Below are 16,039 nucleotides of genomic sequence, written 5' to 3' on the forward strand. Positions count from 1 at the left end.
TTCTACTCTCCTGCATGAAAAATACCGAGAATCTCAAGCTCTTTTTCTGTCATACCAATGCCACGCAGCATCAGACGGTTGCCGCGAAGGACTTCAATAGAATTAATGCCCATGCCTCCCATCAACTCCTTAATCTCATGATTCCAAGCATGCATCAAGTTGACAAGACGGGCGCTTCCTTCATTTGGATTGAGGCGCTTCACCAGCTCTGGACGCTGTGTTGCAATTCCCCAGTTACATTTTCCAGTCTGGCAAGTACGGCAAAGATGACATCCCATCGCAAGCAGTGCCGCTGTGGCAACATAACAGGCATCTGCACCTAAGGCGACTGCCTTGACAACATCCGATGCACTTCGTATTGAGCCGCCAACTACAAGGGATACGTTATTTCGAATACCCTCGTCTCGAAGTCTCTGATCGACAGCTGCAAGTGCAAGCTCAATTGGAATTCCCACATTGTCACGGATTCTTGTCGGCGCTGCGCCTGTCCCTCCACGGAATCCATCTATCACAATAATATCTGCCCCGCTCCGTGCAATTCCGCTTGCTATCGCCGCAATATTATGTACTGCTGCCACTTTGACAATAACCGGTTTTTTATATTCTGTCGCCTCTTTCACAGAAAAGACAAGCTGCCGCAGATCTTCGATAGAGTAAATATCATGGTGCGGAGCCGGCGAGATTGCGTCAGAGCCTTCCGGAATCATACGGGTTCGAGAGACGTCTCCAACAATCTTCGTCCCAGGCAAATGCCCTCCGATTCCCGGTTTTGCACCCTGTCCCATCTTAATTTCAATCGCAGCTCCGGCATTTAGATATTCCTCATGTACGCCAAAACGTCCGGAAGCTACCTGCACGATCGTGTTCTCTCCATAGCAATAAAAATCTTCGTGAAGCCCACCCTCACCGGTGTTATAAAAAATCCCCAGTTCAGAAGCCGCGCGTGCAAGTGATTCATGTGCATTGTAGCTAATCGAACCATAACTCATCGCCGAGAACATAATCGGCATAGAAAGCTCTAACTGTGGCGGAAGCTCACAACGGATTTTTCCATTATCGTCTCTTACAATTTTCTGATCCTTTTTTCCCAGAAATACTTTCGTCTCCATCGGCTCGCGTAGTGGATCGATCGGCGGATTGGTCACCTGAGATGCATTAATCAGTATCTTATCCCAATACACCGGCAGTGGATTTGGATTCCCCATAGAAGAAAGCAGCACTCCTCCGCTTTCAGCCTGTTTGAAAATTTCCTTGATGGTATCATTTTTCCAATTAGCATTTTCCCGAAATGTCGCATCACTTTTCACAATTTTCAACGCCCTTGTCGGACATAGCACAACACATCTCTGACAATTGACACATTTTGTCTCATCAGCAACCATAATTCCGTGCTCCGCATCAAAATGATGCACTTCATTTGCACACTGCTTTTCGCACAGACGACAATTTATACAGCGATTATCATTCCGGATTACTTCAAATTCCGGATATACGAATTTATAACTCATTTACATGCACCGTCCTTCACTCGAATGATCACAGGTTCTCCGCCTGCAGGAGCCCAGATATTTTCCGCATGCGGCTCCATCGTCCGTATCGCCGCTTCCTCGCTGGCGATAAACACCTTGTCTTCTTTTTCACCTACCACCATAGACCGGAGTTTCAGTCGGTCATTCAATGCCATAAGACCTCCTTCAAATCCAAGAACAATAGAAAATGGTCCTGTGATCAGAAGACTGGAAAACAAGGTGCGCAGATAAATATGTTTCTCCTTGTCCTCCAAATCTGTCTTCCCTTCAATCGTGCTCCAAAACGGAGCTGCCACAACGCTCGCTGCCTCCTCAAACGTCAATCCCTGCACACGCACCAGATAATCCATAATATATGTGATAACCTCTGTATCTGTTTGCAGCGTACATTTATAACCAAACATCTCTATAAACCGACGATTCGCATCATAGGAAGAAATCTCTCCGTTATGAACAATGGACCAGTCAAGCAAAGTGAACGGATGTGCACCGCCCCACCAGCCCGGTGTATTTGTTGGATACCTGCCGTGCGCGGTCCATGAATAGCCTTCGTACTTTTCCAATTTGTAAAATTTCCCCACGTCCTCCGGGTAGCCGACAGCCTTGAACGTCCCCATATTCTTTCCACTTGAAAACACATAGGCGCCTTTGAGCTCTGTGTTGATCTTCATAACTATCCGCGCCACAAATTCTTTTTCATCAAGCTGCATAGATGACAGCACAGATTTGAGCGGTGCGACAAAATATCTCCAAATAATCGGCTCATCCGTAATCTCCGGAATCTTGCGTGTCGGAATGATCTCTGATTGTACGATTTCAAAATATTCTTTCAAAAATACTTCACAATCTTTTCTTGTTGTACGGCTGTCAAAAAACATATGCAGTGCATAAAACTCTTTGTATTCCGGGTAGATTCCATAAGCGGCAAAACCTCCTCCAAGTCCATTGGAACGATCGTGCATCGGCTTCATCGCATTTGTGATCATCTCGCCGGACATGCGTTTCCCTTCTTTTGAAATAACAGCTGCAATTGCACATCCGGATGGGATACGTACCTGACCTTCTAATTTCATACCATTGTTCTCCTTCCTGTGTGTAATAGTGTAAATATAAGATTTTAAGCAAACGAAAAGACGTCCATTCCGATCACTCCGGAACGAACGCCTTTGCTCATTTATCTGTGTTATACTCTTTTTCCACTTGCTTGTCAAGCTGATTTTTTTCAAAAAAAGATTGACAAATGCTTTTTTCAGGTGTATAGTGCAATTCGTAAAGACAAAGGCGTTTTTGAGTGAAAGAACTCAGAGACGCTTTTTTGTTTTTCAATCTTAATTAAATCCTACTTGTTTGATAAGGGCAAAGGCGTCTTAAATGTGAAAAACATTGAGGACGCCTTTCCTGTTATTTAATGTAAACTCATCAATGATTTAAGGTAACACAAATGGAGGACATGCTATGAAAACGGTAACAGATTATTTTGGAGATTTGGTATTTGATGACAGAGTTATGAAAGCAACCCTTTCCGCAAAAGTTTATTCTTCTCTCAGAAAGACTATAGACGAAGGATGTGAACTGGATATCAGCGTTGCCAATGCAGTCGCAACCGCTATGAAGGATTGGGCGATTTCCAAGGGAGCAACCCATTTTACGCACTGGTTCCAGCCACTGACCGGGATTACAGCAGAAAAGCATGACAGCTTTATCACCCCGTCACCTGACGGCGGTGTCATTATGGAATTTTCCGGCAAGGAACTGATTAAAGGAGAACCAGACGCCTCTTCCTTTCCAAACGGCGGGCTTCGCGCCACCTTCGAGGCAAGAGGTTACACTGCCTGGGATCCTACTTCCTATGCGTTCATCAAAGACAACAGCCTTTGTATCCCTACAGCATTCTGTTCTTATGGCGGATACGCTCTGGATAAGAAGACGCCGCTTTTGCGTTCCATGGAAGCACTCAGCAGACAGGCTATTCGTATCCTTCGCCTGTTCGGCAACGATTCCGCCAAATGTGTCCGCTCATCCGTCGGTCCGGAGCAGGAATATTTCCTGATTGACAAAGAAATGTACGACCAACGTCCGGATCTTTGTTTTACTGGTCGTACCTTATTCGGAGCGAAGCCTCCGAAAGGGCAGGAGATGGACGATCACTACTTCGGCGTGATCAAACCTCGTGTAGCCGCATATATGGAAGAACTCAACGAAGAACTTTGGAAGCTTGGGATTCTCGCAAAAACAGAACATAATGAAGTTGCACCTGCACAGCATGAACTAGCGCCAATCTACACAACTACTAATATTGCGACCGATCATAACCAGCTCACAATGGAAATCATGCAAAAAATTGCTGCAAAGCATGGTCTTGTATGTCTTCTTCACGAAAAGCCATTTGCCGGTGTGAACGGAAGCGGAAAACACAACAACTGGTCGATTTCAACAGACAAAGGACAAAACCTTCTTTCTCCTGGTGAGACACCTTATGAAAATGCTCAATTTCTTTTGTTCCTTTGTGCCGTTATAAAAGCAGTAGATGACTATCAGGATCTGCTTCGTATCTCCGTTGCGACTGCCGGCAATGACCATAGACTTGGTGCTAACGAAGCTCCTCCGGCTGTTGTTTCTATTTTTCTTGGAGATGAGTTAAATGCCGTATTAGAGGCAATTGAAAATGACACCCCTTATCAGGGCGCCAAAAAAACAAAAATGAAACTCGGCGTCGATGTGCTTCCGAAATTTAACCGGGACAACACCGACCGTAACCGGACTTCTCCGTTTGCTTTCACCGGCAATAAATTCGAGTTTCGTATGCTCGGTTCTTCGAACAGTATCGCATGCGCAAATATTATGCTCAACAGTGCGGTGGCAGAATCACTGAAAATCTATGCAGACAGACTGGAGCAGGCACAGGACTTTGAGACAGCGCTTCATGAAATGATCCGCAAGACCATCAAAGACCACAAACACATTATTTTCAACGGCAACGGGTATGACGACAACTGGATTAAAGAGGCTACTGAAAAGCGCGGTCTTATCAACTACCGCACAACTGTGGACTGTATGCCTCATCTGCTCGATGAAAAGAATGTCAAAATGCTGACCGGACAAGGTGTATTCTCCATCGCAGAGCTTCAGTCACGCTGTGACATCATGCTTGATAACTATTGTAAATCTGTAATTATAGAAGCCAACACAATGGTCACGATGGCAAAAACGCAGATTGCTCCGGCTGTGGAGAGCTACGCCGCGCACGTTGCAGATGCGGCTATATCCAAAAAGGCATTGGATGCAAATCTTGCTTGCAGTTATGAGACCAATCTTGTCAGAACACTTTCTACCCTGACTGACACGATTGCCGCAAAAGTAAATTTACTAAACGAGGCACTGCGCTCTCTTGAAACGGCAGAAGATATTTTTGCAGAATCTTTCCTTATCCGTGACCATGTACTTGGCTTGATGAATGAACTGAGAGCTGCCTGTGATGAGGCAGAAACACTGACTGCAAAAAGCTACTGGCCTTTCCCTACCTATGCAGATTTACTGTTCGGTGTAAAATAAATCAGACGGAGGTTACTTTATGTGTTCTATTATGGGTTATTGTGGCAGTAATGCCGATCTTAATATTTTTAAAAAAGGTTTTGACCGGACGATTACAAGAGGTCCGGACGAAAGCCGTATCATAGATACCGGAAATGGTTTTCTTGGATTTCACAGACTTGCCATTATGGGGCTTTCCCCTTCCGGCATGCAGCCGTTTGAGCTGGATGGAAGCTTTGTTGTATGCAACGGAGAAATATATGGGTTTGAACAATTCAAAGAACAGCTTTCCGAAAAATATACTTTTCAAAGCGAGTCCGACTGTGAGATATTACTTCCCTTGTACCGCGAGTACAAAACGGATATGTTTGCAATGTTAGATGCCGAATTTGCCTGTATCATATACGACGGCGAAACCGGCGAATATATTGCAGCAAGAGATCCTGTCGGCATCAGACCGCTTTATTATGGTTTTGATGAAGCCGGGACACTCCTGCTCGCAAGTGAACCAAAAAACCTTGTCGGGCTCGCCGAAGCGATCATGCCGTTTCCACCCGGACATTATTATAAGAACGGGGAATTTATCTGCTACTGTGACATTGCCTCATCGGATACCATCTGTCACGATGATTTGGAAACCGTATACGGACAGATTCATGACAAACTCGTTGCCGGTGTTAAAAAGCGGCTTGTCGCAGATGCCAAGGTCGGATTTCTTCTTTCCGGCGGGCTCGATTCGTCACTTGTATGCGCCATCGCAGCAAGGGAAAGCGCTTCGCCAATCAAGACCTTCGCTATCGGCATGAGCGAAGATGCCATCGACTTAAAATATGCGAAACAAGTCGCCGACTATATTGGCAGTGACCACACAGAAATTTATATGACACCAGACGATGTACTTTCTTCTTTAGAGACAGTGATTCGGATACTCGGAACATTTGATATCACGACAATTCGCGCCAGCATGGGCATGTACCTCCTGTGCAAGGCAATTCACGAGCAGACCGATATCCGTGTTCTGCTCACAGGAGAAATATCAGATGAATTATTCGGATACAAATATACGGACTTTGCCCCATCAGCGGAAGCTTTTCAGGCAGAATCCCAAAAACGTATCCGTGAACTTCATATGTATGACGTACTGCGCGCCGATCGCTGCATTTCCGTAAACTCACTGGAAGCGCGAGTTCCTTTCGGAGATCTTGATTTTGTGAAATATGTCATGGCATTGGATCCATCGATCAAACAAAATGTCTACGGAAAAGGAAAATACCTGCTTCGCAAGGCATTTGAAACAGGCGACTATCTCCCAGAAGAAATTCTGTGGCGTGAAAAAGCAGCATTCTCAGATGCTGTAGGTCATTCCATGGTCGACTATCTGAAAGAGTACGCCGAACAGCATTATACAGAAGAAGCATTTGAAGCCGGATGCAAAAAATATACGCACGCTCGCCCTTTCACCAAAGAATCTCTTCTCTATCGTGAAATTTTCGAAAAATACTACCCGGGTCAGGGCGAAATGATCTCCGGCTTTTGGATGCCAAACCGCGACTGGGAAGGCTGTGATGTGAATGACCCTTCTGCCAGAGTTCTTGCAAACTACGGGGACAGCGGAAAATAAGCCAAAATAATTATAAAACCTTTCAAAGACTAGTTGACAATAATCCGAAAAAAGAGTATCATATCGGCTGGAAAGGCAATGGCGTCTTTAATGTTTACACATTAAGGCATCATTGCCTTTTTTATTGCAAACAGTAATGAAAATGGAGGTACATAAGTCATGCAAAAAGCAGAACAACTTTACGAAGGAAAAGCAAAGAAAGTGTTTAAAACAGAGGAGCCAGAGGTTTTGATCGTCTCTTACAAAGATGACGCGACTGCATTTAACGGTCTCAAAAAAGGAACCATTGTCGGCAAAGGAGTTATCAACAACAAAATGAGTAACTTACTCATGCAGCGTCTCGAAAAAGCGGGAATCCCAACTCATTTCATTGAAGAAATCAACGACCGCGAAACTCTTGTCAAAAAAGTCTCTATTGTTCCCCTGGAAGTAATCATAAGAAACATTGCTGCAGGCTCATTTTCTAAACGCTATGGTGTAGAAGAAGGGCTTGTCTTCGAATCACCTACCATCGAATTTTCATATAAAAATGACGATCTCGGCGACCCACTGCTAAATACATATCACGCACTCGCAATGAAACTTGCAACCAAAGAAGAAATCGAAACAATTGAAAAATATGCTTTTGGTGTCAATGAACAGTTAAAAGCTTTCTGGAAAGAATGTGGTGTCACACTCGTCGACTTTAAGCTGGAATTCGGAAGACTTTCCGACGGTACAATTGTGCTTGCCGATGAAATCAGTCCGGATACATGTCGTCTTTGGGATTCTAAAACAGGAGAAAAACTTGATAAAGACAGATTCCGTCGCGACCTTGGCGGTGTGGAAGACGCTTATCAGGAAATTATGAAACGATTAAACGAACATATCTAAGCTATTTAACGGAGGATATTATGACGGAGGATATTATGACGAAATATATATTTGTAACAGGAGGTGTTGTGTCCGGTCTCGGAAAAGGCATCACCGCCGCATCGCTCGGTCGCCTTCTGAAGGCAAGAGGACTTAAAGTTGCGGCTCAGAAACTTGATCCCTACATCAATGTCGATCCGGGCACAATGAGCCCTTATCAGCACGGCGAAGTCTACGTTACAGAAGACGGCGCCGAGACAGATCTTGACCTTGGACATTATGAACGCTTTATCGACGAAGATCTGAATAAATATTCGAACCTTACTACCGGTAAGGTTTACTGGAATGTGCTGAATAAAGAACGCCGTGGCGAATACTTAGGCTCTACAGTACAGGTCATTCCTCATATTACAAACGAAATCAAAGAATTTGTTTACAGTGTTGGGAAGAAAACCAATGCCGATGTGGTGATTACTGAGATTGGCGGCACAATTGGCGATATTGAATCCCAGCCTTTTTTGGAAGCAGTACGTCAGATTTCTTTGGAAGTTGGCAGTAAGAACAGTTTGTTCATTCATGTCACACTCGTACCTTTCCTCCGTGGCTCAGATGAACATAAGTCAAAACCAACTCAGCATTCCGTAAAAGAACTGCGGGGAATGGGAATCAATCCAAACATTGTCGTCCTACGCTGTGACGAACCTTTAGAAGAATCCATTTTCCAGAAAATATCTTTATTCTGCAACGTAAAGCCGGACTGTGTCATCGAAAACATTACACTTCCGAATCTCTACGAAGCTCCACTTATGCTGGAAAAAGCAAATTTCTCATCTGTTGTCTGCCGTGAACTTGGTATCGAGACACAAGAGCCTAATCTCAGCGAATGGACAGAAATGGTAGAACATATCAAAAATCATACCGGCAATGTCACAATCGGTCTTGTCGGAAAATATGTGGGACTGCACGATGCCTACCTTTCTGTAGCAGAAGCGCTTCGACATGCCGGATATTTTCATAATACAGCCATAAAGATTCGCTGGATTGACTCAGAAGATCTGGCAGATTTTAATATAGAAGAAACTCTCTCTGCTCTGGACGGTATTCTCATTCCGGGGGGCTTTGGTAACCGTGGAATTGAGGGCATGATCTTGGCTGCAAAATACGCGAGAGAACACCAGATTCCATACTTTGGAATCTGCCTCGGAATGCAGATCGCCGTAATCGAATATGCAAGAAATGTTGTCGGAATCAAAGATGCAAATTCCGGTGAATTTGACGAGCAGTGTAAGCATAAAGTGATCAACTTCATGCCCGGACAAAATGACAACATCGACAAAGGCGGCACATTAAGGCTTGGCGCTTATCCATGTAACATCCAGGCAGGAACAACTATGCATCGCTGCTACGGTGTTGACACAATCAGCGAACGTCATAGACACCGCTATGAATTTAACAATGACTATCGAGAACAGATCACTCTTTCCGGTCTGACAGTCAGCGGTACTTCGCCTGATGGAAGACTTGTTGAGACCGTTGAAATTACTGACCGACCATTCCATGTCGGTGTTCAATATCACCCGGAATTCAAAAGCCGCCCGAACAGACCACATCCTCTCTTCAAAGGATTTATTCAGGCAGCTCTCTCACATCAAAGCGGAGGTAATTTATGAGTATACACGAAGAATGCGGGGTATTCGGCGTCATCTCACCAAAACCTGTAGACGTCGCTAATATTTCTTATTACGGGCTATACGCCCTGCAACACAGGGGACAAGAAAGCTGTGGAATCGTTGTGAACGATGACGGCGTATTTGTCTCCCACAAAGACCTGGGGCTGGTCGGCGATGTTTTTTCAAATGATATCCTGTCATCGCTCCCATCCGGCACCATGGCGGTCGGTCATGTCCGCTATGGCACAACCGGCGGAACAAACCGAAATAACTGTCAGCCGATTGAAGTCAACCACCAGAAAGGACGGATGGCGCTTGCGCACAACGGTAATCTGTCAAATGCCGCCAAACTCAGAAATGAACTGGAATTATCCGGTGCCATTTTCCACACTACGAGCGATACGGAAACAATCGCCTACATCGTCACCCGCGAACGGCTGAATGCACCTTCCATCGAAGATGCACTCAGCCGCGCGATGAATACGTTGGACGGAGCCTACTCTCTCGTACTGATGTCACCACAAAAATTAATCTGTGCAAGAGATCCTTATGGTTTTCGACCGCTCTGCTATGGGCAGACTCCTGACGGCACATATATCGTCGCTTCTGAATCCTGCGCGATCAAAGCAGTGGGCGGAGAAGTCATTCGGGATGTGGAACCGGGTGAAATCTTAGTCTTTTCCAAACATGGTGTAGTTTCCCGCAAAGAACATTGTAATCAAAAAGAAAAACGGCTCTGTATTTTTGAATACATTTATTTTGCACGCCCGGATTCGGTCATTGACGGTATTTCCGTTCATGCTTCCCGTGTACTTGCCGGAAAAATTTTGGCACAGACACACCCAATCGACGCAGACATCGTCATTGGTGCGCCTGATTCCGGACTGGATGCCGCCCTTGGATTTAGTCAGGAATCTAAAATTCCATACGGTATCGGTCTGATTAAAAACAAATACATCGGCAGAACTTTCATCTCTCCCGGACAGGGAGCAAGGCTTGACAGTGTAAAAATCAAACTCTCTGCCGTGGAGGAAAGTATCCGCGGGAAGCGTGTCGTGCTAATTGACGATTCCATTGTCCGCGGAAACACAATCGGGCGTGTTGTCCAACTGTTGCGCAATGCAGGTGCAAAGGAAGTACACATCCGTATTTCTTCTCCGATGTTTTTACATCCTTGTTATTATGGCACAGATATTGATTCAGAAGATCATCTGATTGCCTGCAAACATACGGTTTCCGAGATTGCTGAGATTATCGGTGCAGACTCTCTTGGATATTTTCCATTAGAAAAACTTAGAGAGCTTACGTCTCACTGCAGCTTTTGCAGCGCCTGCTTTGACGGCTGTTATCCTACCGCCATCCCAGATGACACACGAAAAGACCGTTTTGAAAAACGTTTATCAGATATAAAGGAGTCCTCAAAATGATCATGAAATATAACAGAAAACTAATTTTAGAGGACGGACAGGAATATTATGGATATGCCTTTGGCGACACTGCCGACAGCGTGTGTGAAATTGTCTTCAACACCTCAATGGTCGGCTATCAGGAAATCCTGTCTGATCCGTCCTACACCGGACAGGCTGTCGTAATGACTTATCCACTGATAGGAAATTACGGAATGGCAGAAGATGATTATGAGACCATCACACCGACCATCGGTGCTCTCATTGTAAGAGAATATAACGACGTTCCCTCTAACTTTCGAAGTGAATCAACACTTGGGAAAGTTATGAGCACCTATAAGATCCCCGGTATTTACGGTATCGACACCCGCAGACTGACCCGCTCTATACGCGATCACGGCTCGCAAAAGGTTCTGTTGACAGACGTAAAAACACCTGTTGAGAAAGGGCTGAACATCTTAGCCGCTACAGCGCTTGCACATGATTCAGTCGCTCGCGTAAGCTGTCAGCAAACGCTGGTCTATCCAGCAGATACCGAAAAGTTCCATATTGTTGCAATCGACTGTGGTATCAAAATGAATATCATTCGTTCTCTCAATGCACGTGGCTGCAAAGTGACATGCGTTCCGTGGAACACGCCTGCAGAAGTGATTGAAACGCTCTCTCCTGACGGCATCTTTATCTCTAATGGACCCGGGGATCCAACCGACGTACCACAGACGATTACAGCTATAAAAAAATTAATCGGTAAATATCCGATTTTCGGAATCTGCCTCGGACATCAGATTATTTCACTTGCCTATGGTGCCAAAACTTATAAATTAAAGTTTGGACATCGCGGCGGGAATCATCCGGTAAAAAATTTAAAAACGAATAAAATTGAGATTACATCGCAGAATCACTCCTATGCGGTTGATGCAGACAGTCTCTTAGAGACACCGCTTTCTGTGACACACATCAATCTGCTCGACCAGACAGTAGAAGGTGTAGTATGCGAAAGAGATCGTGTATTCAGCGTTCAATATCATCCGGAAAGTGCTCCTGGTCCACAGGACAGCACCTATTTGTTTGATCAATTTATCACACTTATCAAGGAGGGATGCCAACATGCCGAAAAGAACAGATCTTAAAAAAATACTTGTCATTGGTTCCGGTCCGATTGTCATCGGTCAGGCGGCGGAGTTTGACTACGCAGGAACACAGGCATGCCTCGCTCTCAAAGAAGAAGGATACGAGGTTGTTCTCTGCAATTCCAATCCTGCCACAATTATGACAGATACTTCCATCGCCGATAAGGTTTACATGGAACCTCTCACACTGGAATATGTGGCAAAAATCGTTCGCTACGAACGCCCAGACGCCATCTTGCCTGGTATTGGAGGGCAGACCGGACTCAACCTTGCCATGCAGCTTGAAAAAAAGGGAATTCTGGCGGAATGTCGCACAGAACTTCTTGGAACAAAGATCAGCAGTATCGAACGTGCCGAAGACAGGGAGCTCTTCAAAGAGCTCTGTGAAGAACTCGGAGAGCCCGTACTTCCATCCGACATTGCAAGTTCTATCGAGGAGGGATTGAAGGTAGCAGAAAAAATCGGATACCCCCTTGTTCTTCGCCCTGCCTTCACACTTGGCGGTACCGGCGGCGGTTTTGCAGATAACGAGGAGGAACTCGTGGCACTGATGAAAAATGCCTTATCTCTATCGCCGGTTCATCAAGTTCTTATCGAAAAAAGTATCAAAGGGTATAAAGAGATTGAATATGAAGTGATGCGCGACAGCAATGACACTGCCATCACAATCTGTAACATGGAAAATCTAGACCCGGTTGGTATCCATACCGGTGACTCTATTGTAGTCTGCCCTTCGCAGACACTTACGAACAAAGAATACCAAATGCTGCGCTACAGCGCCTTAAAAATTATTCGGGCGCTTGGCATCGAGGGCGGATGCAACGTACAATTTGCACTGGATCCACATTCTTTCCAATACTATTTGATTGAAGTAAATCCACGTGTATCCCGTTCCTCTGCGCTTGCCTCAAAAGCGAGTGGATACCCAATTGCCCGCGTTTCGGCTAAAATCGGTATTGGCATGACATTAGATGAGATACCGCTTGCAAACACACCGGCTTCTTTTGAGCCTGCTTTAGACTATGTCGTGACAAAAATGCCACGTTTTCCATTTGACAAATTTGCCGATGCAGACAACTCACTCTCTACCCAGATGAAAGCAACCGGCGAAGTCATGAGCATCGGAAGAACTGTAGAAGAAAGCCTTCTGAAAGCTGTTCGTTCGCTTGAGATCGGACTTTTTCACCTGTATGACGCAAAATTCGATGATATGACGGAAACGCAATTGCTCGATTATATTCAGATTGGCACTGATGACCGTATCTATGCCATCGCCCAACTGCTTCGCCTTGGCTGTGATACTGACCGCATTCACTCTGTTTCTGCCATTGATGCGTTCTTTCTTCAAAAGCTTTCTCATATCGTTCAGATGGAGCAGCTTCTTCAGGAACATCCTGGCGACAGCAAGTTTTTGAAAATGGCAAAACAAACCGGATTTTCTGATAAAGAGATTGGTCTGCTTTGGCAAATGGACGAGAAGGATATCTTTCATATCAGAAAGCAGCACGGCATCCTTCCTGTCTATAAAATGATTGACAGCTGTGCCTCTGAATTTGACAGTTATATTCCTTATTTTTACTCTACCTACGAAGAGGAAAACGAGTCCATTGTATCAGACAAGCACAAGATCATCGTACTTGGCTCCGGTCCGGTTCGTATCGGACAAGGTGTAGAATTTGATTATTCCACAGTACATGCTGTTCAGACGATTCAGTCTGCCGGCTATGAGGCAATTATTATTAACAATAACCCTGAAACCGTCTCCACTGACTACACCTGCTCAGATAAGCTTTATTTTGAACCACTCTGCGTGGAAGATGTCATGAATATCATTGAGCTTGAACAGCCAGACGGCGTGATCGCCACCCTCGGCGGACAGACGGCGATCAACCTTGCAGAGCCGCTCCGGGCAAGAGGGGTAAATATTATCGGAACTGACTGCGATGCAATTGAGCGTGCTGAAAACCGTGATTCCTTTGAAAAGCTCCTCGCCTCTTTACATATTCCACAGCCAAAGGGACAGGCAGTCACAAGTATCGAAGACGGCGTAAGAGCCGCAAACGAGATTGGTTATCCGGTACTTGTGCGCCCAAGCTTTGTACTCGGAGGAAGAGCGATGCAGATTGTCGCAAAAGAAGAGGCTCTTCGGAATTATTTAAAAACTGCAGTAGAGATCAACGAGGAAAAACCAGTACTTGTAGATAAATACATCCGCGGAAAAGAAGTGGAAGTAGATGCTGTCTGCGATGGAAAAAATGTGTTTGTACCGGGTATTATGGAGCTGGTGGAACGTACCGGAGTCCATTCCGGAGACTCTATCAGCATTTATCCAACGCACAGTATTTCTGAGAAAGTAAAAGAAACGATTCTTGACTACACACAAAAACTGGGACTTGGCATCGGAATCATCGGACTGTTCAATATCCAGTTTATTGTCGATGAATTCGAAAACGTCTATATTATAGAAGTGAACCCAAGATCCTCCAGAACGGTACCATTTTTATCGAAAGCAACCGGATACAGCCTTGCAGATATCGCGACCCTTGCAATACTTGGCAAAAGTCTTCCGGAACAAGGTATTCATACTCTCTACCCAAAAGAGAAAGAACGTTTTTATGTAAAAGCACCTGCGTTCTCTTTCTCAAAATTACACGGTATGGATGCCTATCTGTCACCGGAGATGAAATCAACCGGAGAGGCAATTGGATACGACAATAAACTGCACCGCGCAATGTATAAGGCAATGATTGCTTCCGGAATCAAAGTACAAAACTACGGTACTGTCGTTGTGACACTCGCCGACGAAGATAAAGAGGAGGCACTGCCACTGGTAAGGCGTTTCTACGATATGGGATTTAATATCGAAGCAACTGTTGGCACCGCACTCTTTTTGAAAGAGCAGGGTATTCGAACCCGTATCCTGCGCAAGCCATCTGAGGGCAGCGAAGAAGTACTTGATTCTATTCGCGCCGGATATGTCAGCTACGTCATCTGTACACGTGCCATCCTTTCCGGTATCCACTATGAAGATGGTGTTGCAATTCGTCGATGTGCCTCCGAAAACAATATTACCATGCTCACCTCACTTGACACCGTGCGCGTACTGCTCGATGTCCTGGAGGAAGTAACTATCGGTATCTCGACAATTTAGAATAAATAAGACAGTGACCGAAAGGTGATAAAAGCCCTTCGGTCACTGTCTTTCTATTTAAAAATACTCCCTCTAGTGGAAATAGTGATCTCCAATCAACTGACCATAATTTCCATTTCCGAAATATAATGCATCTCCAATTGGGTTATATCCTGCAAGTGCATCAGCTGCTGCCTGATAACATTCTGCCGGGATATTGCCACTTGCCAATACTCTGTCAAGCTTTCCTGTGATTGCCGGACCAAACTGTCCTGCCTGATAAATAACCTCTCTGATTGAGTTCGGGAAAGACCCGCTTCTTACACGGTTCAAAATAACCGCCCCAACCCCTACTTTTCCATCGTGTGGCTGGTTCCCTGCCTCACAGTAAATAATTGCTGCCAATAATGTCTGGTCGTCTGCGGACGCTGACATTGCCTCATCATATCTTACACTGCTTCCTGACTGTCTTGCAGCTTCTTCTGCAGCCTTTCTGGCAGCTTCTTCCTCTGCCGCTTTCTTTGCTGCTTCCTCGGCAGCAATCTCTTCCAACGTCTTTGCATCCTGCGGATTTGTCATATCAATCGCTGCTGCTCTTGCTACTGCGTCTGACCCAAATGCAAGCATTTCATTTTTTACATATCCTACAACCGAACCTGAAGAAACCTTTGACCATACATCTCCTCTTTCTTCCACAGTCAAGATTGTATTTGTATACATCTTTCCGACTACTTCACCGCCATCAACTGCCTCCGCAAGCACATCCGCTTCTGACTCTACATTTGCCAGCGCTTTTCCATGCCACACCTGTGTAGCCTCCGCAACTGCTGCTGTCTCTGGAATTTCATTCCATGTCTCCGCTAATGGTGAAATTGTCGTTTCGTGATTTATTGTTTCGATTGGCTGAGCATCAGATTGTGTATCAGCTGCCAAACTGCCGAACTCTGTGGTAAACACCATACAAGCTGTCAGCGCGAAGCTTATAATCACTCTCTTTTTCTCTCGTCTCATAAATTACCTCCTGGTTTGTTGCAATAACCTTACTGACTATTACAATAGTATACGTATTTAATTCATTTTTATTACAAATGTTACGTATTTGTTACATCTTTCAAACACAAGTGATATCCTAACATCTATTTGCCAACCTGTCAACCCCTAAAAAGAAAA

The 16,039-nt window shown here is 45.0% G+C and carries 10 protein-coding genes; 7 read left to right on the forward strand and 3 right to left on the reverse strand.

Annotated elements, in window-relative coordinates:
- Positions 1-2: 2 nt before the first annotated feature.
- Both BQ5364_RS16480 and BQ5364_RS16485 read right to left on the reverse strand, forming a co-directional pair.
- Positions 3-1,508, reverse strand: coding sequence for a glutamate synthase-related protein (locus BQ5364_RS16480; RefSeq protein ID WP_004611497.1), 1,506 nt, complete (start codon positions 1,506-1,508; stop codon positions 3-5).
- The gene (locus BQ5364_RS16485) at positions 1,505-2,602 is read right to left on the reverse strand and encodes a class II glutamine amidotransferase (protein WP_071144665.1); all 1,098 of its coding nucleotides are present in this window, start codon (positions 2,600-2,602) and stop codon (positions 1,505-1,507) included. Before BQ5364_RS16485 ends, BQ5364_RS16480 begins: the two co-directional genes overlap by 4 nt.
- Positions 2,603-2,984: 382 nt before the next feature.
- Here BQ5364_RS16485 and BQ5364_RS16490 point away from each other — a divergent pair, with 382 nt between their 5' ends.
- From BQ5364_RS16490 to carB, 7 genes are all read left to right on the forward strand, one after another.
- Positions 2,985-5,081 (forward strand): glutamine synthetase III family protein, encoded by a 2,097-nt coding sequence (locus tag BQ5364_RS16490; protein WP_071144666.1) that lies wholly within the window; start codon positions 2,985-2,987, stop codon positions 5,079-5,081.
- Positions 5,082-5,100: 19 nt separating this feature from the next.
- On the forward strand, positions 5,101-6,681 hold the full coding sequence (asnB, locus tag BQ5364_RS16495) for an asparagine synthase B (protein ID WP_071144667.1): 1,581 nt from the start codon (positions 5,101-5,103) through the stop codon (positions 6,679-6,681).
- Between the two features lie 159 nt (positions 6,682-6,840).
- Positions 6,841-7,554, forward strand: a complete 714-nt coding sequence (purC, locus tag BQ5364_RS16500) for a phosphoribosylaminoimidazolesuccinocarboxamide synthase (protein ID WP_004611492.1) — start codon at positions 6,841-6,843, stop codon at positions 7,552-7,554.
- A 35-nt stretch (positions 7,555-7,589) separates the two neighbouring features.
- Complete coding sequence (locus BQ5364_RS16505; protein WP_044986861.1) at positions 7,590-9,203, forward strand: CTP synthase; 1,614 nt, start codon at positions 7,590-7,592, stop codon at positions 9,201-9,203.
- Complete coding sequence (gene purF, locus BQ5364_RS16510; protein WP_022250732.1) at positions 9,200-10,630, forward strand: amidophosphoribosyltransferase; 1,431 nt, start codon at positions 9,200-9,202, stop codon at positions 10,628-10,630. Before BQ5364_RS16505 ends, purF begins: the two co-directional genes overlap by 4 nt.
- Entirely contained in the window at positions 10,627-11,739 is a 1,113-nt protein-coding gene (carA, locus tag BQ5364_RS16515; protein ID WP_071144668.1) for a glutamine-hydrolyzing carbamoyl-phosphate synthase small subunit, read from the forward strand. The genes purF and carA overlap by 4 nt, the downstream gene beginning before the upstream one ends.
- Positions 11,717-14,890: a carbamoyl-phosphate synthase large subunit gene (gene carB, locus BQ5364_RS16520; RefSeq protein ID WP_071144669.1), complete on the forward strand. Its 3,174-nt coding sequence runs from the start codon at positions 11,717-11,719 to the stop codon at positions 14,888-14,890. Before carA ends, carB begins: the two co-directional genes overlap by 23 nt.
- 72 nt (positions 14,891-14,962) lie before the next feature.
- Here carB and BQ5364_RS16525 read toward each other — a convergent pair whose 3' ends face one another.
- Positions 14,963-15,880 (reverse strand): cell wall hydrolase, encoded by a 918-nt coding sequence (locus BQ5364_RS16525; RefSeq protein WP_004611487.1) that lies wholly within the window; start codon positions 15,878-15,880, stop codon positions 14,963-14,965.
- Between the last annotated feature and the right edge of the window lie 159 nt (positions 15,881-16,039).

Source organism: Coprococcus phoceensis, from assembly GCF_900104635.1.
Lineage (GTDB): Bacteria > Bacillota > Clostridia > Lachnospirales > Lachnospiraceae > Faecalimonas > Faecalimonas phoceensis.

Excerpts from the sequence above, each read along its gene's own strand:
- BQ5364_RS16480 (WP_004611497.1), bottom strand. The coding sequence starts at position 1,508 with ATGAGTTATAAATTCGTATATCCGGAATTTGAAGTAATCCGGAATGAT.
- BQ5364_RS16485 (WP_071144665.1), bottom strand. The coding sequence starts at position 2,602 with ATGAAATTAGAAGGTCAGGTACGTATCCCATCCGGATGTGCAATTGCA.
- BQ5364_RS16490 (WP_071144666.1), top strand. The coding sequence starts at position 2,985 with ATGAAAACGGTAACAGATTATTTTGGAGATTTGGTATTTGATGACAGA.
- asnB (WP_071144667.1), top strand. The coding sequence starts at position 5,101 with ATGTGTTCTATTATGGGTTATTGTGGCAGTAATGCCGATCTTAATATT.
- purC (WP_004611492.1), top strand. The coding sequence starts at position 6,841 with ATGCAAAAAGCAGAACAACTTTACGAAGGAAAAGCAAAGAAAGTGTTT.
- BQ5364_RS16505 (WP_044986861.1), top strand. The coding sequence starts at position 7,590 with ATGACGAAATATATATTTGTAACAGGAGGTGTTGTGTCCGGTCTCGGA.
- purF (WP_022250732.1), top strand. The coding sequence starts at position 9,200 with ATGAGTATACACGAAGAATGCGGGGTATTCGGCGTCATCTCACCAAAA.
- carA (WP_071144668.1), top strand. The coding sequence starts at position 10,627 with ATGATCATGAAATATAACAGAAAACTAATTTTAGAGGACGGACAGGAA.
- carB (WP_071144669.1), top strand. The coding sequence starts at position 11,717 with ATGCCGAAAAGAACAGATCTTAAAAAAATACTTGTCATTGGTTCCGGT.
- BQ5364_RS16525 (WP_004611487.1), bottom strand. The coding sequence starts at position 15,880 with ATGAGACGAGAGAAAAAGAGAGTGATTATAAGCTTCGCGCTGACAGCT.